Source organism: Microbacterium sp. MM2322, assembly GCF_964186585.1.
Classification (GTDB): Bacteria; Actinomycetota; Actinomycetes; order Actinomycetales; family Microbacteriaceae; genus Microbacterium.
Genome location: NZ_OZ075067.1, coordinates 820,341 through 839,120 on the forward strand (window position 1 = coordinate 820,341; position 18,780 = coordinate 839,120).

The 18,780-nt window shown below is 70.3% G+C and carries 16 protein-coding genes and 1 tRNA gene; 8 read left to right on the plus strand and 9 right to left on the minus strand.

Annotated elements, in window-relative coordinates; translation table 11 throughout:
* Positions 1–26: 26 nt before the first annotated feature.
* Positions 27–965, plus strand: a complete 939-nt coding sequence (locus ABQ271_RS03985) for an aldo/keto reductase (protein WP_349310235.1) — start codon at positions 27–29, stop codon at positions 963–965.
* Between the two features lie 21 nt (positions 966–986).
* Here ABQ271_RS03985 and ABQ271_RS03990 read toward each other — a convergent pair whose 3' ends face one another.
* Positions 987–1,637 (minus strand): TetR/AcrR family transcriptional regulator C-terminal domain-containing protein, encoded by a 651-nt coding sequence (locus ABQ271_RS03990; RefSeq protein ID WP_349310236.1) that lies wholly within the window; start codon positions 1,635–1,637, stop codon positions 987–989.
* A 77-nt stretch (positions 1,638–1,714) separates the two neighbouring features.
* Between ABQ271_RS03990 and ABQ271_RS03995 the strand changes: the two genes are divergently transcribed.
* From ABQ271_RS03995 to ABQ271_RS04005, 3 genes are read left to right on the plus strand one after another with little or no spacing between them, the layout of a single operon-like run.
* Positions 1,715–2,722 carry an SDR family NAD(P)-dependent oxidoreductase gene (locus tag ABQ271_RS03995; RefSeq protein WP_349310237.1) on the plus strand — a complete coding sequence of 336 codons (1,008 nt, stop codon included), beginning with the start codon at positions 1,715–1,717 and terminating at the stop codon, positions 2,720–2,722.
* Between the two features lie 36 nt (positions 2,723–2,758).
* Positions 2,759–3,490, plus strand: a complete 732-nt coding sequence (locus ABQ271_RS04000) for a sulfurtransferase (protein ID WP_349310238.1) — start codon at positions 2,759–2,761, stop codon at positions 3,488–3,490.
* Positions 3,491–3,526: 36 nt separating this feature from the next.
* Positions 3,527–4,606: a DNA glycosylase AlkZ-like family protein gene (locus ABQ271_RS04005; RefSeq protein WP_349310239.1), complete on the plus strand. Its 1,080-nt coding sequence runs from the start codon at positions 3,527–3,529 to the stop codon at positions 4,604–4,606.
* Between the two features lie 10 nt (positions 4,607–4,616).
* On the opposite strand, the gene ABQ271_RS04010 is transcribed toward ABQ271_RS04005, so the two are convergent.
* The 5 genes from ABQ271_RS04010 to ABQ271_RS04030 all read right to left on the minus strand — a co-directional run bounded on the left by ABQ271_RS04010 (position 4,617) and on the right by ABQ271_RS04030 (position 12,203).
* Positions 4,617–7,610, minus strand: a complete 2,994-nt coding sequence (locus tag ABQ271_RS04010) for a glycoside hydrolase family 38 C-terminal domain-containing protein (protein ID WP_349310240.1) — start codon at positions 7,608–7,610, stop codon at positions 4,617–4,619.
* A gap of 53 nt (positions 7,611–7,663) precedes the next feature.
* Positions 7,664–8,551 (minus strand): carbohydrate ABC transporter permease, encoded by an 888-nt coding sequence (locus ABQ271_RS04015; RefSeq protein ID WP_349310241.1) that lies wholly within the window; start codon positions 8,549–8,551, stop codon positions 7,664–7,666.
* Positions 8,548–9,492, minus strand: coding sequence for a sugar ABC transporter permease (locus ABQ271_RS04020; protein ID WP_349310242.1), 945 nt, complete (start codon positions 9,490–9,492; stop codon positions 8,548–8,550). Before ABQ271_RS04020 ends, ABQ271_RS04015 begins: the two co-directional genes overlap by 4 nt.
* Positions 9,493–9,496: 4 nt before the next feature.
* Entirely contained in the window at positions 9,497–10,858 is a 1,362-nt protein-coding gene (locus tag ABQ271_RS04025) for an extracellular solute-binding protein (RefSeq protein WP_349310243.1), read from the minus strand.
* A 112-nt stretch (positions 10,859–10,970) separates the two neighbouring features.
* Entirely contained in the window at positions 10,971–12,203 is a 1,233-nt protein-coding gene (locus tag ABQ271_RS04030; protein ID WP_349310244.1) for an ROK family transcriptional regulator, read from the minus strand.
* Positions 12,204–12,287: 84 nt separating this feature from the next.
* On the opposite strand from ABQ271_RS04030, the gene ABQ271_RS04035 reads away from it, so the two are divergent.
* Positions 12,288–12,803: a GNAT family N-acetyltransferase gene (locus ABQ271_RS04035; RefSeq protein ID WP_349310245.1), complete on the plus strand. Its 516-nt coding sequence runs from the start codon at positions 12,288–12,290 to the stop codon at positions 12,801–12,803.
* 15 nt (positions 12,804–12,818) lie between these two features.
* Here ABQ271_RS04035 and ABQ271_RS04040 read toward each other — a convergent pair whose 3' ends face one another.
* Positions 12,819–13,622 (minus strand): hypothetical protein, encoded by an 804-nt coding sequence (locus tag ABQ271_RS04040; protein WP_349310246.1) that lies wholly within the window; start codon positions 13,620–13,622, stop codon positions 12,819–12,821.
* A 145-nt stretch (positions 13,623–13,767) separates the two neighbouring features.
* Here ABQ271_RS04040 and ABQ271_RS04045 point away from each other — a divergent pair, with 145 nt between their 5' ends.
* The 3 genes from ABQ271_RS04045 (at position 13,768) to ABQ271_RS04055 (ending at position 15,230) form a co-directional block, all read left to right on the plus strand.
* On the plus strand, positions 13,768–14,214 hold the full coding sequence (locus tag ABQ271_RS04045; protein WP_349310247.1) for an SRPBCC family protein: 447 nt from the start codon (positions 13,768–13,770) through the stop codon (positions 14,212–14,214).
* Positions 14,215–14,287: 73 nt separating this feature from the next.
* On the plus strand, positions 14,288–15,064 hold the full coding sequence (locus ABQ271_RS04050) for an isocitrate lyase/phosphoenolpyruvate mutase family protein (RefSeq protein ID WP_349310248.1): 777 nt from the start codon (positions 14,288–14,290) through the stop codon (positions 15,062–15,064).
* Between the two features lie 74 nt (positions 15,065–15,138).
* Positions 15,139–15,230, plus strand: a tRNA-Ser gene (locus tag ABQ271_RS04055).
* Between the two features lie 62 nt (positions 15,231–15,292).
* Here the strand turns inward: ABQ271_RS04055 and ABQ271_RS04060 are convergent.
* A complete protein-coding gene (locus ABQ271_RS04060) occupies positions 15,293–17,536 on the minus strand; it encodes a DUF3488 and transglutaminase-like domain-containing protein (protein WP_349310249.1) in 2,244 nt (747 codons plus the stop codon).
* Positions 17,526–18,773: a DUF58 domain-containing protein gene (locus tag ABQ271_RS04065; RefSeq protein WP_349310250.1), complete on the minus strand. Its 1,248-nt coding sequence runs from the start codon at positions 18,771–18,773 to the stop codon at positions 17,526–17,528. The genes ABQ271_RS04060 and ABQ271_RS04065 overlap by 11 nt, the downstream gene beginning before the upstream one ends.
* Positions 18,774–18,780 lie beyond the last annotated feature (7 nt).

Below are 18,780 nucleotides of genomic sequence, written 5' to 3' on the forward strand. Positions count from 1 at the left end.
TCCGTCACCGTGTCAGGATCGAGACCATGACTGTTCTCGGCACGAGCGACCTGACCGTGTTCCCCCTCTCCTTCGGCGGCAACGTCTTCGGCTGGACCGCGGATCGCGACACCTCCTTCGCCGTCCTCGACGCCTTCGCCGCTGCCGGCGGCGACTTCGTTGACACGGCGGATGTCTACAGCGCCTGGGTGCCGGGCAACTCCGGCGGCGAGAGCGAGACCATCCTCGGCGAGTGGATCGCGTCGCGCCGCCCGTCCGGCGTCGTGATCGCCACGAAGGTCTCGAAGCACCCCGCGTTCCCCGGTCTGTCTGCGGGCACCGTGCGGGCCGGCGCCGAGGCCTCGCTGAAGCGTCTCGGCGTCGACACGATCGACGTCTACTACGCGCACGCCGAAGACGACGAGACTCCGCTCGAAGAGACGGTGGCCGCGTTCGGCGCGCTCGTCTCCGATGGCCTCATCCGCTATCCGGCGATCTCGAACTTCTCCGCCGAGAACACCCGTGAGTGGGTGCGCCTGGCCCGCGAACAGGGCGTCGCGGAGCCGATCGTCACCCAGCCTCGATACAACCTCGTCGACCGCGCCATCGAGCGGGACGTGAAGCCCACCGCCGAGGAGCTCGGCCTCACGGTCGTCCCGTACTCTGCGCTCGCGAGCGGGTTCCTCACCGGCAAGTACCGCTCCACCGATGCGTCGGGTCAGTCCTCTCCGCGTGCCGGGTCGGCTGCCGCCTATGCGACACCGGAGGGACTCGCCGTCCTCACGGCGCTCGACGACGTGGCGGCGGCGCACGATGTTGCCCCTGCATCCGTCGCCCTCGCCTGGCTGCGCGCGAAGGGCACCGTCCCCATTGCGTCGGCGTCGCGGGTCGACCAGGTGGGCGCTCTCATCGCCGGCGCGACGCTCGACCTCGCCGCCGACGAGGTCGCCGCTCTCGACGCGGCATCCGCTCCGTTCGTCGGCTGATCACGACGCGCGTGGGCGCGGTCAGAGCAGACGTTCCATTCCTGCGATGAACGCGTCCACGTTGAAGCGCAACTGCGCCTCGCCGTGGTTGTCGAAGGCGGCGTCGACGAGCTCGCGGAGCACGGGGTAGCCACCGGCCGACGAGCCGAGCGCGTCGCGGAGGTGGGCGACCTGGGGGTCCTGCGCGGAGTACCCCGACGCAACCACTTCGCGCGCGAAGCCCTGGCAGATGCTCATCAACAGATGCATGCCGCGGCTCGTGGTTTCGAGATCGAAGCCCGCTTCGCGCAGGCGGGAAGCGACTTCCTCGGCAGGCTCGACGATCGCGAGGTCATCCGGCGTCGCGAACGGAAGGTGACCGACCCAGGTGCCGATGTCCATCAGGCTCGAGGTCACTGCGCGGGCGTAGCCCCGGCACGCGTCCTGCCAGGTCGTGCCGAGGTCGGACTCCGACGACGCGAAGCGGCGGCGGAAGGCATCGACCGCGAGCATCTCGAGAAGGCTCTCGCGGTCCGTCACGTGATGGTTGAGTGCCTTCCGGTCGACGCCGAGCGCATCGGCGACCTGTTGCATCGTGAGGGTTGCCGGGTCGAGGTCTCGCGCAGCCGTCAGGATGCGGTCGCGATCGAGCCCCGCGCGTGTGCCGCGACCGCGGCGGGACGTTCCGGTCATGAGATTTCCTTCCCGATGGCGCGGCTGAGAGTATCATTTCCCGGGCGGGAATAACTCGCTTCGACGAAGGGAACACCATGACAGACACGGTCCTCACCGCCGCCACCAGCATCGGCGACTGGCTCGACAGCGAGATCGGCGGCCCGCTGATCCGCGGGCTTGTCGCCGCCGGCGGCGGATCCGCTGAGTCCCTCGCGCCCGTGCGGGCGCTTCCGCTCCAGCAACTCGTCGTGCTCAGCCAGGGCGCCATGCCGCAGGCCGCCGTGGACGATCTTGTCCGGCAGGCCAACGGTGGTGTCCTCCCCGAGGCCGAGGTGACCGGCTGGGTCGAGCCGACGTCCGCCGGCCGCTTCGCCGGTAAGACCGTGATCGTCACCGGCGCGGCATCCGGCATCGGTCGCGCGACCGCGGGCCGGATCGCCCGTGAGGGCGGCCGCGTGATCGCCACCGACATCTCGGCGGATCGTCTGGCCGAGTTCGCCGCATCGATGTCGGATGCCGACATCGTCACCGTGGCCGGTGACGTCACGAGACAGGATTCGGTCGACGCCATCGTCGCTGCCGCGGGGTCGCGGATCGACGCGCTCGCGAACGTGGCGGGCATCAACGACGATTTCTCGCCGCTCGGCGAGACGTCCGACGCCATGTGGGATCGCGTCATCGCCGTCAACCTCACCGGTCCCTTCAAGCTGACCCGCGCCGTCCTGCCCGCCATGCTCGCGTCCGGTGCCGGATCGATCGTCAACGTCGCGAGCGAAGCAGCCCTTCGCGGCAGCGCTTCGGGCAACGCCTACACGACCAGCAAGCACGCCATCGTGGGGCTGACCAAGAGCGCGGCTGTCATGTACGGGCCGAAGGGGCTTCGCGTCAACGCCGTCGCACCCGGCGGGGTGGCCAGCGGCATCCCATTCCCTCCGAATGTCTCCGAGTACGGTCAGCAGCGTCTGGGTTCGTTCCACAGCACGATCCCCAGCGTCGCGACGCCGGAGCAGCTCGCCGCGTCGATCACGTTCCTGCTCTCCGATGACGGCGTCAACATCAACGGTGCGGTGCTCGCCAGTGACGGCGGCTGGTCGGCGCAGTAGTCCGAACGGATGCCGCCCCCCGCCTACGCTGGTGGGGTGGCATCCGTCCTGAACATCTCCGCCTACCTCTTCACGCACATCGCGGACCCGGCGTCGCTGCGTCCCGTGCTGCAGGAGCGCGCGGACGCGCGCGGCCTGCGCGGCACGATCCTCGTCGCCGAAGAGGGGATCAACCTGTTCCTCGCGGGACCGGCGGAGGACGTACGCGGGTTCGTCGACGCGCTGCGCGAAGACGAGCGCTTCGCTGCGCTGACGACGAAGGAGAGCTGGTCGGTCGACCAGCCGTTCCAGAAGATGCTCGTCAAGCACAAGCGCGAGATCATCCGCATGGACCGCCCGACGATCCGTCCCGAAGCCGGCCGCGCTCCGGCCGTCGACCCGCTGACACTCCGCCGCTGGCTCGAGAGCGGCGTCGACGACGACGGCCGCGAGGTCGTCCTGCTCGATACGCGGAACGCGTTCGAGGTCGATCACGGTACGTTCGCGGGTGCGCTCGACTGGCGCATCGAGAAGTTCACCGAGTTCCCGGATGCCGCAGCCGCGCACCGCGACGAGCTCGTCGGCAAGACCGTCGTCAGCTTCTGCACCGGCGGCATCCGTTGCGAGAAGGCGGCGCTCGTCCTCCGCGAGGCCGGGATCGACGCGCGGCAGCTCGACGGCGGTATCCTCGGGTACTTCGAGCACGCCGGGGGAGACGGTTTCGAGGGGGACTGCTTCGTCTTCGACGAGCGACGGACCGTCGACGCGAAGCTCCAGCCCACGAGCTGATCCGCGCGCGTCGGAGGCGAGCGCTAGCCTCGTGCCATGCACCGGCTCACGAGGGACGAGGCGCGCCGCATCGCGGTGCGCGCGCAGCTGCTCGACGCGGATCGCCCCGGCGACGTGGTCGAGGTCGCCGAGCAGATCGGCGCGATCAAGATCGATCCGACGGCGGTCATCGCTCCCAGCGAGCAGTCCGTCTGCTGGGCGCGGATCGGCTGGGCGTACGAACCCGGTCAGCTCTCGAAGGCCGTCGAGGTCGACCGGCTGCTCTTCGAATACGACGGGCACTTCCGCCCGGCATCCCTCCTTCCCGCCTTGCGGGCGATCATGCCCAGCCGACGGCTCGGCGGCGCGACGCGGCAGTACCTCGACGCCAACGCGGCGTTCCGCGCCGACATCCTGACGCGCCTCGATCGGGACGGGCCGTTGCAGGCGTCCGAGATCGCCGACACCAGCGCCGTCCAGGCGAAGAACGAGAGCGGCTGGTACGGCGCCAATCAGGTGCCGCGCATGCTCGAACTCATGTCGTACCTCGGCGACGTCGCGATCAGCGGTCGCGTCGGGCGTCAGCGGGTGTGGGACCTTCCCGAGCGCGTGTACGCGGGGACGGATGCCTCGATGAACCCGGCCGACGCCGAAGAAGTTCTCGCGGGTCGGCGTCTGCAGGCGTACGGCATCGCGCGGCAGAGGTCACCGTGGGCGGGCGTCGGCACCGCGGGGGAGGAGGCCGAGGTCGAGGGGAGTTCCTGGCGCTGGCGGGTCGACCCCGAGGCGATCGCGGCGCTCGACGACGATCCCGGCGGCCGTGCGGCGATCCTGAACCCCTACGACCGGATGCTGTTCGACCGACCGCGTCTGACCGAACTGTTCGACTTCACCTTCGTGCTCGAGCAGTTCAAGCCGAAGCACCAGCGGGTCTACGGCTACTTCGCGCATCCGATCCTGGTGGGCGACCGCTTCGTCGCTCTGCTCGACGCCGCGCTCGACAAGAAGAAGGAGAACCTCGTTGTGGCTGCGGTCCACGAGCTGGCGCCGATCGACGACGACGAGCGCGAGATGATCCACGCCGAGATCCGGGACCTCGGCGACTGGCTCGGGGTCCCGGTTCGCGGCCTGGAGTGATGCCGGCTGGTCAGCGCGCCAGTCGAAGGGTGACGAGCTGGAACGGGGCGAGGTCCAGACGCACGGTGCTCGTCGTCTCGCGCAGAACAGTCGGCTCGATCGGCCGCTCGAGCAGGTCGGTCTGCGTGACCGCTGTCACCGCGAACCCCGCCTCGATCTGCGCCGTCCGCGCCGAGCCGAGCGCCTCGTAGAGCCGCACGACCACGTCGCCCGATCCGTCGTCGGCGAGCTTGAGCGCCTCGACGATCACTCCGGGGTCGCTCACCGTGAGAAGGGGGGCGACCTCGTCGGCGCCGTTCACGGTGACCGGCGGCAGGTTGAGACGGAGCCCCTCGCCGATCGCGGCGGCGACCGAGGCTGAGGGCAGGACCGACAAGCGGAACTCGTGGGCGCCCTGGTCCGCTTCGGGATCGGGGAACAGCGGCGCCCGCACGAGCGTGACGCGCGCGACGGTCCGTGCTCCGCCGTCGGAGCCGGGAGCCCGCTGCACGTCGTGGCCGTACATCGAGTCGTTGGCGACGGCGACGCCGTAGTCGCCCTCGACGACGCGGATCCACCGGTGCGCGACGGTCTCGAACTTCGCGGCATCCCATGTCGTGTTCGCGTGGACCGACCGTGAGAGGTGACCGAACTGGATCTCCGATTCGGTGCGTTCGGCGCGCACACGCAGGGGGAATGCGATCTTCAGCATCTTCTGCCGCTCTCGCCAGTCGAGGTGCATCTCGACCTCGAGCGCGCCCGAGAACGGGTCGACACGGTACCGCTGCTCGACGTGAGACGACCCGAATCGACGGCGCACGACGAGGTCCGCGCCGTCGGCGACGACCTCGGTGACATCGGTGAGGGTCGTGCCGAGCGCGCCATCCTCGGCGTCGATGTTCCAGGCATCCCACTCGCGGGGAGTGTCGCGGAACAGCTGCAGCACGCCGCCCGGGAAGGCCGGGTCGATCAGTTCGCGGCCGGTGGTGAGGTCGACGGCGCCGACGACGAGGCCGCGCGCATCGATCGCCCACTGGAACCGCTCGTGGCGGAAAGTCCAGCCGTCGCCGTCCCGCTCGGGGGCGACCGGGAGAACGGATGCCGCGGCCGACACCCCGAGCGCGGGGGCACCGGCCAGCGCGACCGGCGCCGCGTTCGCCGTCAGGGCGCGGTCGCCCTCGCCGGTGAGCGAGCGGACCGCGGTGTCGATGATCTCCTGCAGCTCGTCCGCGACGCGCGCGTACGTGGCTTCGGCTTCCTGGTGCACCCAGGCGATGGAGGTTCCCGGAAGGATGTCGTGGAACTGGTGCAGCAGCACCGTCTGCCAGAGCGATCGCAGCCGCCCCGCCGGGTAGGTCGCGCCCGTGCGGACGGTGTCCAGCGTGGCCCAGAGTTCGGCGGCGCGGAGCAGGTGCTCGCTCCGGCGGTTGCCGCGCTTCGTGCGCGCCTGCGCGCTGTACGTGCCGCGGTGGTACTCGAGGTAGAGCTCGCCCGACCACACCGGCGGTTCGGCGTACTCGGCCTCTGCCTCGGAGAAGAACTGCGCCGGTGAGCCGAGGCGCACACGCGGTGATCCCTCGAGGTCGGCGGTGCGGCGGGCCGCAGCGATCATCTCGCGCGTGGGTCCGCCACCGCCGTCGCCCCAGCCGAAGGGGACGAGGGAGTGCGAGGCATCCGCCTTCTCGGCGAACTGCCGCTCGGCGAGGGCGAGCTCGGCCGCGGACAGCTCGGAGTTGTACGTGTCGACAGGCGGGAAGTGGGTGAAGACCCGGGTGCCGTCGATGCCCTCCCAGAGGAAGGTGTGGTGTGGCATCCGGTTCGTCTCGTTCCACGAGATCTTCTGCGTCAAAAACCAGCGCGAACCGGCCGCCGTGATGATCTGGGGGAGCGCGGCGGAGTATCCGAACGAGTCCGGCAGCCACACCTCGAGCGGCTCGACACCGAACTCCTCGAGGAAGAACCGCTTGCCCTCGACGAACTGACGGGCGAGGGCTTCGGATCCCGGCATGTTCGTGTCGGACTCGACCCACATGCCGCCGACCGGGGCGAAGCGTCCCGCGGCGACGGCATCCTTCATCCGTTCGAACAGCTCGGGGTAGTGCTCCTTCATCCACGCGTACTGCTGCGCGGATGAGGCCGCGAAGACGAAGTCGTCCTCGGTGCGCATGAGGTCGAGGACGTTCGAGAACGTGCGGGCGACCTTCCGCACCGTCTCGCGGATCGGCCACAGCCAGGCCGAGTCGATGTGCGCGTGTCCGACCGCGGTCAGCTGGTGCGACGAGGCGGATGCCGGGGCCGCGAGCGCGGCGCGGAGCTCATCGCGTCCCGCCGGGGCCGTGCCGGCGACGTCGTCGGGGTCGACGGCGTCGACCGCGCGCCCGAGTGCGGCCAGCACCCGCGCGTGACGGGTGCGGTTCGGTTCGAGCTGGTCGACGAGCCCGCGGAGGGTCCAGATGTCCTGCTGCAGCTCCCACACCGTCTCGTCCAACAGGCCGAGCTCCAGCCGGCGCAGCCGGTAGATCGGCTCGTCGCCGGCGGTCTGGAGGTCGCCGAGCGGGGTGGCGGCGAAGGTGAACGTCCCGGCGACGCTCGGATTTCCCGCCGCCTCGATCCAGAGGTCGATCTCGTCGCCGTCGACGGGGACCGACGCGTTCCGCGGTTCGATCGCCTTCACGATGGACCCGTCGGGACGGAACACGAGGGCCTCCGCTTGGAAGCCCGGACCGGACCCGTCGAAGCCGAGGTCGACGACGATCTCCGGGCGGGTGCCGGCGAGGTCTCGCCAGGATGCCGGAACGCTCCCCGTGACGTGGAACCACACGGTGCCCCACGGGCGCCCCCACGCCGTTCCCTCGGCGACCGGCGTGTAGGTCTGGCCGACGGCATCCGCGAACGGGACGGGTTCGCCCGGAACCTCCCACGCCGAGATCTGCAGGGGGGTCGTCTCGCGGTACAGGGCAGGGGCCAAGCGGTCGCCGGCGAGCCGGTCGATGCGCTGCAGGGCCAGGCGGTCGTTGCGGTGCATGAGGGGGCCTCCGAGACGGTGCGGCGGTGGGGTGGGTGAGTGGGCTGTGCGGGTCAGCCTTTGACGGCGCCGGAGAGGGCGAACGTGCCTCCGAGGCCGCGGGTGACGATCAGATAGAGACCGAGGACGGGAACCGAGTAGAGCAGGGAGTAGGCGGCCAGGCGCCCGTAGGCGACGGTGCCGTACTGCCCGAAGAAGGAGTAGATCGAAACGGCGGCCGGTTGCCAATCGGGCGTGAGCAGCAGGACGAACGGGACGAAGAAGTTCCCCCACGCCTGCAGGAACACGAAGACGAAGACGACGCTCAGGGCCGGGCGCATGAGCGGGACGACGATCGTCACGAGCGCCCGCATCGCGCTCGCCCCGTCGACCCAGGCGGCTTCTTCGAGGCTGATCGGCACGGAGTCCATGAAGTTCTTCGTCATCCAGAGCGCCATCGGCAGCGCACTCGCGGCGAGGAACAGGGCCACCGCCCACGGCTGGTTGATGAGGCGCAGCTGCACGAACAGGCTGTAGACCGGCACCATGATCGCCGTGATCGGCAAGCAGCTGGCGAAGAGCACGGAGTAGAGGAACGGCGCGTTGAAGCGGGATCGGTAGCGGGAGAGCGGGTAGGCGGCGAGAACGGATGCCACGACGGTCACCGCCGCCGCAGCCGTCGACAGCAGCACGCTGTTCACGAGGGGGCGGAGTGTCAGCTCGGGGGTCAGGACGTCGGCGAAGTTGTCGAGGGTCGGCTTCGTCGGCCAGGCGACCTGATACGTCGCGGCCGAATCGATCGAGGCGAGCACGACCCAGGCGAGCGGGGCGGCGAACAGCAGGCCGATCACGATCAGGACGAGGTTCGCCCAGAAGCGGGTGGCGCTTCGCCGCGGAGATGCTGCGCTCGGTGGCCGCACCGGTCGGCGCACGCGGGTGGTGGTGATCTCGGTGGCGCTCATGAGACGCCGCCTCGGCGCCGGAGTGACAGCACGTAGGCGAGGGAGAAGACGGCGCCCAGCGCGAGCATGACGATGGCGATCGCGTTGCCGTAGCCGATGTCGCCGAACGAGAACGCTTCCGCGTAAGCGAACACCGGCAGCGTCGTGGAGAGGTCGCCGGGGCCGCCCTTCGTCATCACCCAGATGAGCGTGAACACGGACAGGGTCTGCAGGGTCGTCAGGAGCAGATTGGTGAAGACGGTGCCCGAGATCATCGGGAGCGTGATGAAACGCAGCCGCTGCCATGTGCCGGCACCATCGATCATCGCCGACTCGGTCACTTCGGGCGGGACGTCGTCGAGCGCCGCCCGGTAGATCATCATCGAGAACGCGGTTCCCCGCCAGGTGTTCGCGAGGACGATCGCGAGGAGTGGCAGCGCGTAGAGCCAGTTCGGCCCCTGCACCCCGAAGAGCGACAGCGCACCGTTGAGCGTGCCGTCGGCCGAGAAGAAGGCGTAGCTGACGAACGCGGCGACGATCTCCGGCAGCACCCACGCGATGACGACGATCACGCCGACGGTGCCGGCGACGGCGCGGCTGCCCGCACGGAAGAGGACGGCGAGGAGCAGGCCGAGGATGTTCTGGCCGATGATCGCGGACCCGACGACGAAGACGACGGTCAGGAGGATCGACAGCGGCAGGACGGGGTCGTCGAACAGTCGGGTGAAGTTGTCGAAGCCGATGAACTCGGGCTTGGCCGCGCTCACTCCGGTGAGGCCCCGGTCGGTCAGCGAACCCGCGACGGCCCAGGCGATGGGGCCGGCGAGGAAGACGACGAGGAGGCCGACCGCGGGGAGCATCGGCAGCGCCCGCGTCGATGTGACCCGTCCGCCACGCCGTGCGCGGGCGCGGCGAGGTGCCGGTGCGGCCGGATCAGGATGCGGCGCCAGGGTCGTCGTCATGCGGTCACTCGGTGACGACTCCGTCGTCGCCGACGATCTTGCGGACCGCGTCGTCGTAGGCGGCTGCTGCTTCGGCGGGCGACTGCTGCCCGGTGATCACGGCTTCCGTGGCCTGCTGCGCGGCGACCGACACCTGCGGATAGTCGCTGTTGGCGGGGCGGAAGTGCGTGACCGAGACGGCATCCGTCACGGCTTTAACGAAGGGGTTGGACTCGAGGTAGGTCGGGTCTTCGGCGACGTCGGTCCGGACGGCGATCTGGGCGTTGTTGACGGCGTACCAGAGGGCGTTCTTCTTGTTGAGGGCCGTGGTCATGAAGTCGAATGCGAGGTCGGGCGCGTCCGTCTGCGCGGAGGCGGCGAGCGTCCACCCGCCGGACATGCTGACGCCACCGGGCTCCTGGCCGTCCTGCGTCGGGAAGAGCGCGACGCCCATCTTGTCGGTGTACTCGGGCCAGGCGAACTGCCCGCCCTCGGCCCAGAACGACGGCGTGTACGAGCCTTCCACCGTCGCGCCGAGCTTGTCCTTCGGGAACCAGTCGCCGAAGACCGCCTGCCACACGTTCGGGTCGAGCGCCTTGTCGGGACTCACCGCGTAGCCCTCGTCGTAGAGCTTCTCGAGGAAGCCCAGCGAGTCGACGAACCCCTGCGAGCCGACCACCCACTTGCCGGACTCGTCGTCGTAGAGTCCCTTGCCGTCGCCGGTGCCGTAGAGGAGCTCGTAGAAGCTCTGCATGACCGAGCCTTCGGCCGTGCCGGTGCCGGCATACATGTTGAAGGGGACGACGTCGGGCTGGCTCCCCTTGATCGCCGCCGCGGCGACCAGGACATCGTCCCAGCTCTCGGGCTGCCAGGGAACGGCGATACCGGCCTTCGCGAGAACGTCCTTGTTGTACCAGATGACGCGGGTGTCGGTGCCGAGGGGCAACGCGTACACGCTGCCGTCCTCCCCCTGGCCGGCGGTGCGGCCGGCCTCGTCGAACACCTTCCAGTCGTCCCACGCGCCGAGCTTGTCGTCGAGGTTCAGGAGGTACCCCGCCTCGACGTCGCTGCGGACGGAGAAGGTGTCCTCGTAGAACACGTCGGGGGCGGTGTCGGGCGAGGCGAGCGAGAGCTGAAGGCGGGTCTTGTAGTCGTCGTCGGACGCGCTGATCGGCTGAAGCTCGACGGTGATCCCCTTGTGGGATGCCTCGAACTCCTTCTTCGCCGTCTTCATCAGGGTGTCCATCGCGGTGAACGACTCGGTCTTCGCATAAGCGACCGTGATGGTGTCGCCTTCGTCGCCTCCGCCGTCGGCGGAGCATCCGCCGAGAAGGAGCGCGGCAGTCGCTGCTGCGGCGATGGACGTGACGGTGGTGCGGATCTTCACGGGGCCCCCTTGCTCCAGATCTTGACGCCCGCACGCATCGTCCGGACCACATAAGTCAAACTGCTGGAAATAGCAGAGTCAAGACGCCCCGCGGACCGTGATCGGAATGGGATCACGTCGAGGGGACCAGCAGTGAGGTCGTCCGGGGGGTGAGTGCCTCGTCCAGGATCAGGCACGCCGCGCCGATGGCGCCGACGTCCGATCCCAGTGCGGTTCCGGACACCGTCACCGGGTGCACGCCTCGCGCGGCGCGCAGCTCGTCGAGCCGTGCCGGGACTGTGCTCATGAGCAGGTCCCCGAGCCGGTCCCACAGGGGACCGCCCATCACGATCCGGTCGACATCGAGCAGGTTCGACACGACGGCGAGGGCGCGCGACACCTGCTCGCTGCACCTGCGCAAGAGAGCCACGGCCGCATCGTCGCCATCGTCGGACAGGCGCACGAGACGAGTCAGCGCGGCATCCACCTCGGTCGGGTCGTCGCCGTGACGTTCCGCCGGGAGCACGCCGAGCCGTTCCGCCTCTTCGATGAGCGGGAGCGGTGCGCAGGTGACGGCGATGCAGCCGCGCAGCCCGCAGCCGCAAGGCGCGCCGTCGGGGTCGACGACGATGTGTCCGATCTCGCCCGCGTTGCCGGATCCGCCGCGGACCACTTCGTCGCCGATCACGAGGCCGATGCCGAGGCCCGTCCCGAGGTAGAGGAAGGCGAAGTTCTGGGCCCCGCCGGGTGGCGCGATCCACTTCTCGGCCACCGCCGCTGCGGTCACGTCCTTCTCGAGCATGACCGTCAGACCCGTGGCATCCGCGATCGCATCCCGCATCGACACGCGGTGCCACCCTGCCAGGTTCGGCGGGTCCAGCACGATGCCGCGTTCCACGTCGACCGGGCCGGGGGCAGCGACGCCGAGACCCACGATGCGGGTGCGGTCGATCCCCGAGCCTGCCAGCACCATCTCGATGTCCTGGAAGAGCACGGCCATGGTGTCGCAGGGATCTTGTGCCACTGGCGTCGCACGAGCGTGGCGGGCGATGACCTCGCCGTCGATCGACAGTACGACGACGGTGATGAGACCCGGGTCGAGGTGCACGCCGACGGCGTAGCGGCTGCTACCCACCAGGCGCAGCGTGGTGCGCGGTTTTCCGCGTCCGGAGCTGGTGCGCCCCGCCTCCTCGACGATCCCGGCATCCAACAGGCGCTGCACGATGTTCGAGACGGTCTGCGCGGACAGGCCCGTCGCGTCGGCGAGCTCGACGCGGCTGTGGCCGTGCGATCGGCGGATCTGATCCAGCACGACCGCCTCGTTGTAACCACCGACGCTGGGTTGGTTGGCTCCGCGTCTGGCCATGGGTGAACCTGCTTTGCTCCGGGGGGCGGTGGATCGAGCGTAGCGTGCCGCCTCACGAGCAGCGATCCCCGCTACATTCGTGGCATGCCCGCTGCTTCCTCCCTCCCTCGCGCGCTCGACGACGGCGCGGTGCTCCGTGTCGCGGCCCCCGGCGACGAGGCCGGAATCCTCGCCGCGATCCACGCCCTCGCGGTGTACGAACGCGAACCGGATGCCGTCCGCACGACGACGGCCGACCTCACCCGGTCGCTGTTCGGAGAGGATCCGAAGGCGTTCGCGCACGTCATCGAGCGGGGCGGTGAGATCCGTGCGATCGCCGTGTGGTTCCTGACCTTCTCGACCTGGACGGGTCGTCACGGAATCTGGCTCGAGGACCTCTTCGTCGACGAGACCGACCGGGGTCGCGGGTACGGGACCGCACTCCTCGCCTCGCTCGCTGCGGTCGCACTCGAGCGCGGCTATCCACGTCTGGAATGGACGGTCCTGGATTGGAACGCGCCGGCGGTCGGCTTCTACCGCTCGATCGGAGCGGAACCCCTGGATGAGTGGACGACGCAGCGGATGACCGGTGACGCCCTGACCGCACTCGCCGGTCGCTGAGGACGTCTTCGCCCGTCAGGAGAGCGGTGAGATCGTCACGGGCTCGCCGAGTCCGGAGAGCTGCTGCGTGAGAGTGGCGGTGCGGCCGAGGAACCCGGTGGTGGATTCGGTGGCCACGGGACGGCCTTCTGCGGTGATCCAGAGGGTGTAGGAATCCACCGGGATGTCATACCAGGAGTACGCCGCAGCGCTGTCGAGCCGGTACGCCTCCACCGAGCCGTCCGCCGTCTCGACCTTCTCGGGTGTCGGCGAGACCTTCCAGGTGTCGGCGGCTCCGATCAGATCGCCCATGAAGCCCGGGTCGGAGAACACCCGGTACACCTCCGCCGTCGAGCCGGCGGACTGCTCACCGGGATCGGCCGCGTCGACGTCCGCGATGACGGGGCCGTCACCTTCGTCGAGCATCATGACGCCGTCGACGAAGCTGATGGATGCCGGTCCCGCTCCCGTCTCGATGTCGCCACGGAACTCGAAGGTCGGGTCGTAGTGGTAGACGACCGTGCCGGCGAGCTCGTCGCCGGCGATCTTGATCGTCCCGGTGTCGTAGCGCACCAGGACCGCTTGGATGCAGGGGCCCAGGTCACCGCCGGCGACCGTCGCCGCCGTGAGGTCGAGGGTCTCGCACTCGACCGGCTTCTCGAAGACCGGCGCCGCGGTCGTGGGCGAGGGTGTCGGCGTGGCCGCCGCCGACGCGGCCGGGGCGGACGGGGCGCTCGACGCAGACCCGCTCGGCGCGGGGGTCGTTCCGCCCGTGCAGCCGGTGACGGCGAGGGCGAAGCCCACGGCAACGGCAGACAGGGGGATGACGGATGTGCGCACGGCGGGGCTCCTTGCGTCGGGTGGCGGAGTCGCGCACGAGCCTACCGGGGCCACCTACCGAATCGGATGCCGCCCGCGCAAGCCCCTGGGGCGCTGAGGCGATGCGACCCGATCATGGGCAGCACATCGCGACGAGAGGAGAACCGTGGCCAGCATCATCGAAACAGTCGATGTCAGCGTGCCGGTGTCGACCGCGTACAACCAGTGGACTCAGTTCGAGTCCTTCCCGCACTTCCTGAGCTACGTCGAGTCGATCACGCAGATCGACGACACGACGAACCATTGGAAGGTGAAGATCGGAAGCGTGGAGCGCGAGTTCACCGCGCACATCACGGAGCAGCATCCGGATGAGCGCGTGGCGTGGAAGAGCGTCGACGAGGATCACGCCGGCGTCGTGACCTTCCACCGCCTGAGCGACACCGAGACCCGGGTCACCGTGCAGCTCGACTGGAAGCCCGAAGGCTTCGTCGAGACCGTCGGCGCCGCGATCGGCATCGACGATCATGCGGTCAAGAAGGACCTGCAGAAGTTCAAGGAGTTCATCGAATCCCGCGGCGCTGAAACCGGTGCCTGGAGAGGCGACGTGGGGTAAGCGGACGGCTCGTCCGACCGCGTCAGGCGGCCCGGTGGTGTATTCCACCGGGCCGTCGTGGCACGGTGGGGGGATGAGTACCTTCTCCCTCGAAGACCGCGCTCGCCGCCTTCGCGAGCTCCACGCCGCCCCCGAGATCCTCCGTGTCGTCAACGTCTGGGACGTCGTCTCGGCGAAGGCCGTCCTCGCCGTGCCCGAGACCCGCGCGCTCGCGACCGCGGGGCACTCCATCGCGGCATCCTTCGGATACGACGACGGGACCATCCCGCTCGAGACGACACTCGACATGGTCGGACGCATCGTCGCCGCCGCGGGGGACGTCCCGGTGTCCGCGGACCTCGACGATGGGTACGCCGACACCGGCGACACCATCCGGCGGGCGATCGCGGTCGGGATCGTCGGCGCGAACATGGAGGACCGGCTGCGACCGTTCGACGAGTCCGTCGCGCGCGTCGCCGCCGCTGTGGCCGCCGCTGAGGCGGAAGGCGTGCCGTTCGCTCTCAACGCCCGCACCGACGCCATCGCCCGCGGCGGCGACCGTCCCCTCGACGAGTCGATCGCCGACGCGATCGCGCGCGGCCGCGCCTTCCTCGATGCCGGCGCCGACGTGGTCTTCGTGCCGGGCGTGCTCGACGCGGAGACCACCGCGCGACTGGTCGAAGGGATCGGCCGCGTCAGCGTCATCGGGCTCCCGGGTGCCCTGCGCGCCGCGGAGTACGAGAAGCTCGGCGTCGCGCGCATCTCCTACGGCCCGCTCACGCAGCGCGTCGCCCTGACCGCGTATCAGGATCTGGCAGCCGACCTGTACCGCGACGGCGTCATCCCCGAGAGCACGCGCGCCCTTAACTGACCACGCGCTGACGGATGCCGCCGGTCGCCGCCGCGCGCGGGGCGGACGGAGCCTGCGTGGTAGGCTCTCCCGTTGGAAGCGTGTCCGAGCGGCCGAAGGAGCATGGCTGGAATCCATGTAGGCGGGGTAACTCGTCTCGCAGGTTCAAATCCTGTCGCTTCCGCCAGAACGAAGCCCCGCACCTCGAGGTGCGGGGCTTCGTCGTTCCCCCCTCGAGGGCGCGAACCCTCAGCGCGAGAGAGGCATCGCCTCGGCGAACGTCGAACCCGGGCGGATGATCAGCGACCGGGGGATCAGGCGCCCGACGAGGCGTCGGGGTGCTGAGGCGGCGGCGAAGAGAGCCGCGCGGATGGCCGCGGCATCCGCCGCGAGTTCTGCTCCGTCTGCGTCGCCGAACGAACCCGGCAACGCATAGCTGGAGCGTTCGACAGCGCTGACGAGTCGCTCCACCGCGTCGGGCGGGGCACCGTGAGCGTCCCGGAGGCGCTCCCCGAAGGCGCGCGGCGACTCCGAGGCCGGGACGGGGATGCCGAGGTCGATGGCGGCGTTCTGCACGAGGCGCCAGGCTGCCGCCGCGCTGCCCCGTCGCGCCAGGGACATCCGCCGTCGCGAGAACACGAGCCCCACGAGGGCCGGGAGAGCGAGCACGAGGAGGACGGCAGCCACGATCCCGACGAGCGGCAGAGCGCTCACGATGGAGAAGGTCGTGGTCGTTGCGCCGCCGGCGGTCGGGTCATCCTCGGGGCGCGGCGCCGCCGACGCCGTCGACGTCGGCTGCGGGGTCGCCGTCGGGGTCGGCTCGGGCTCGGGCTCGTTCGATCCGTTGCTCTCGGACGCGAAACGCTGCGCGGTGCCGAGGCTCTTGGTCGGTTCGAAAGCCACCCAGCCGATGCCGTCGAAGAAGACTTCCGGCCACGCGTGCAGTTGCGCCGTCGTCGCCTGGTAGACGCGCTCGTCATCGACGACGTCGCCCGTGGGAAGCCCGGGCAGGAAACCCACGACGACGCGGGACGGCATGTCGAGCGTCCGCGCCATGATCGCGAAAGCCGAGGCGAAATGCACGCAGTATCCCGACCGCACCTCGAGGAACCGGGAGACGGCTTCGACCCCCGACCCGTCGAAACCCTCTTCCACCGGCGCGTCGAGCGAGTAGTCGAAGTCGGGCCCGCGGAACCAGGACTGGAGCGCCAACAGCCGGTCGTAATCGTTCGACGCGTCGGCCGTCACCTCGGCTGCGAGGGCGGCGATCGCCGGCGGTGCGTCCGCCGGCAGCTCGCGGGCCTCGTCCGGGCCGCCGCGCGCCTCGGCTGCCCGCGCCTGTTCCAGGGTGGGACGCGGGGTGCGGCTGACGACCTCGAACTTCTGGCCCCGCGCCGCGGACGACGGGGAGACGACGGTGCCGTTCGCCGCGGAGATCCGCCAGGCTCCCGTCACGCCGTCGAACGTGACGGCGTCGGCGGGAACGGGAAGTTGCGCCGACGACAGGTCGAGGACCTCGACGGTACGCGTGTCCTCGACGATCTCGATGCCGGCGGCGGCGTCGTCTTCGGGCGCCCACTCCTCGAGCGGCACGGACCTGTTGCGGTCGGGCTGCCAGGAATCGCCGTTGAGCTCGGTCAGGGTCGCGACCCGCAGGTAGGCGGGAGCAGCGGCGGCGCTCCACTGCCGGACCACCGGCACCTCGGCGGGGCGTCGGAGGTCGTCACCGAGGTTGAGGGACGCGTCGATCGCCGTGCCGCCGCCGAACCCCCCGCTCGGTGCGGCCGGGGTCGGCAGCGCGGGCGCGGCGATGACGGCGACGACGATGGCGGATGCCGCGATCACGGCCGCGACCGCGCCGACCCCGCCCCGCGGCGCGTTCGCGGAGCGGGCACGATGACGCGCCCGGGTCTCCGTGCGCAGGAGCCAGAGGACCGACAGCGCGAGCAGGGTGAACGCCCAGAGGTCCATCTCCTGCGGCACGGCCAGGGTCGGGATCAGCCAGACGGCGATCAAGGCGACTCCGGCGAGGAGCGGCATCCGCGCGGTCAGGACCACGTGGTCGAGGGCGATGACCAGCAGCCCCACGGCGCCGACGATGAGGAAGGTGAGCGAAGCGGACGCCTCGAGCGGGGCGACGCCCACCGCGATGTCGGAGCTGGCGATCTCGATGAGCCGCGGTACTCGGGCGAACGCCTCTCCCGAGGGGATGATCAGGAACCATGCGACGTCGGAGAAGAAGACCGCCGTCATCGCGGCCGTCCAGAGGGCCACCAGGGCGGGGGTGACGACGATCGCGCTCAGCCCGATACGCCGAAGGAGGTAACTTGCGCCGAGCAGGATGCCCGCGAGCACGAACGCGAGCGCAGCCCACGCGCCGCCCGCGATCACCGTGAACAGGGGGATGAGTGCGGCGACGACGCCGAGGAGGAGGGCGATGGTCGAGGGGCCGTCGTGACGGGGACGCACCGCTTCTGCGCGGTCAGCGGGCATGACCGCGAACCCCATCGCCGCCGCCGGCTCCCGACCAGAGGTCCCTGAGTTCGTCCTCGGGCTCGAGCCGGTGCACGCGCCAGCCGGACTCGCGCGCCACCCGCAGCGCATCACCGGCCCCGGCGAGGGCGAACAGGACCGGCATGCTGCTGTGGCCGACGATGGGGGCGAGGGACGCGGCATCCACCGGGTACACCTCGCCGGTCACCACCACGACCGGTCCGAGAGTCGAGCCGGCGAACAGGGGCGCGAGCTCGGTGAGCGCGCCGTCCCGGCGGGCGGTCAGCGTTGCGAAGCCCGTCGCCATCGCCTCGACCGCAGCGACGTCACCACCCTCGATGCTCTCGACGAGCTCGCTCCCGTCGACGTCGATCACAGCGACGCTGTAGCCCTCGCCCACGAATCGCGCCACCGCCGACACCACTGTCGAGACGGCGGCTTCGAAGTCCGGGTCCTCGCCGGGGGAGCGGAGGGCGTCGCCGGACCATCGTGCGACGCTCCGGTCGAAGACGACCACGGCCTCGGGGTTCGACTCGCGCTCCTCCTGCCGCACCATGAGCTCCCCGCGGTGGGCACTGGCGCGCCAATGGATGCGGCGCATCGAGTCGCCGGGGGCGTACACGCGGGGGATGAGGTTGTCGGCACCCTGGCCGAGCTTGTCGGTGGTGGACTGCATCGTGCCGCCGGCGGCTCCGGGAAGATCGTCGAGGCCCTCCAGTGACATGAGCGCGGGAGCGATGGTCAACGGCACCGTGTCACCGAGCTGCTGCAAGCGGCGGGTCAGCCCGAACGGGTCGGTGGTCTCGACGACGAGCGGGCCGATGGGACGAACGCCCCGACGCCGGGCCTGCACGCGGTACGCGAGGTCGACCCGGTGGCTTCCCGCGACGAGCCCCGAGCGCAGCGCCGGGTACACCCCGCTCGGTTCCCCCTCGACGCCGCGTGGCAGGCGGTCCTGCCAGGTCCCGAGCACCGTCGGCAGGACGGAACGCGAATCCACCCGGACGCGGACGTCGACGTCGCCGCCCACAGCCGCGACAGCTGGCGCGAACGACCGCTGGATGCCGTCGGCCCGGTGTCCGAGCCAGAGCGAAGCGAACGACAGCGCCACCGCCGCGAGCAGCAGCACACCGACGAACACGAGCGCCGGGATGGAGAACGTCGGCGCGAGCACGAGCGAAGCGAGTCCGAGCAGGACCGCCCCCGTGCCGCGAGGAGTGAGGGGCCACCGCGTCATGACAGAA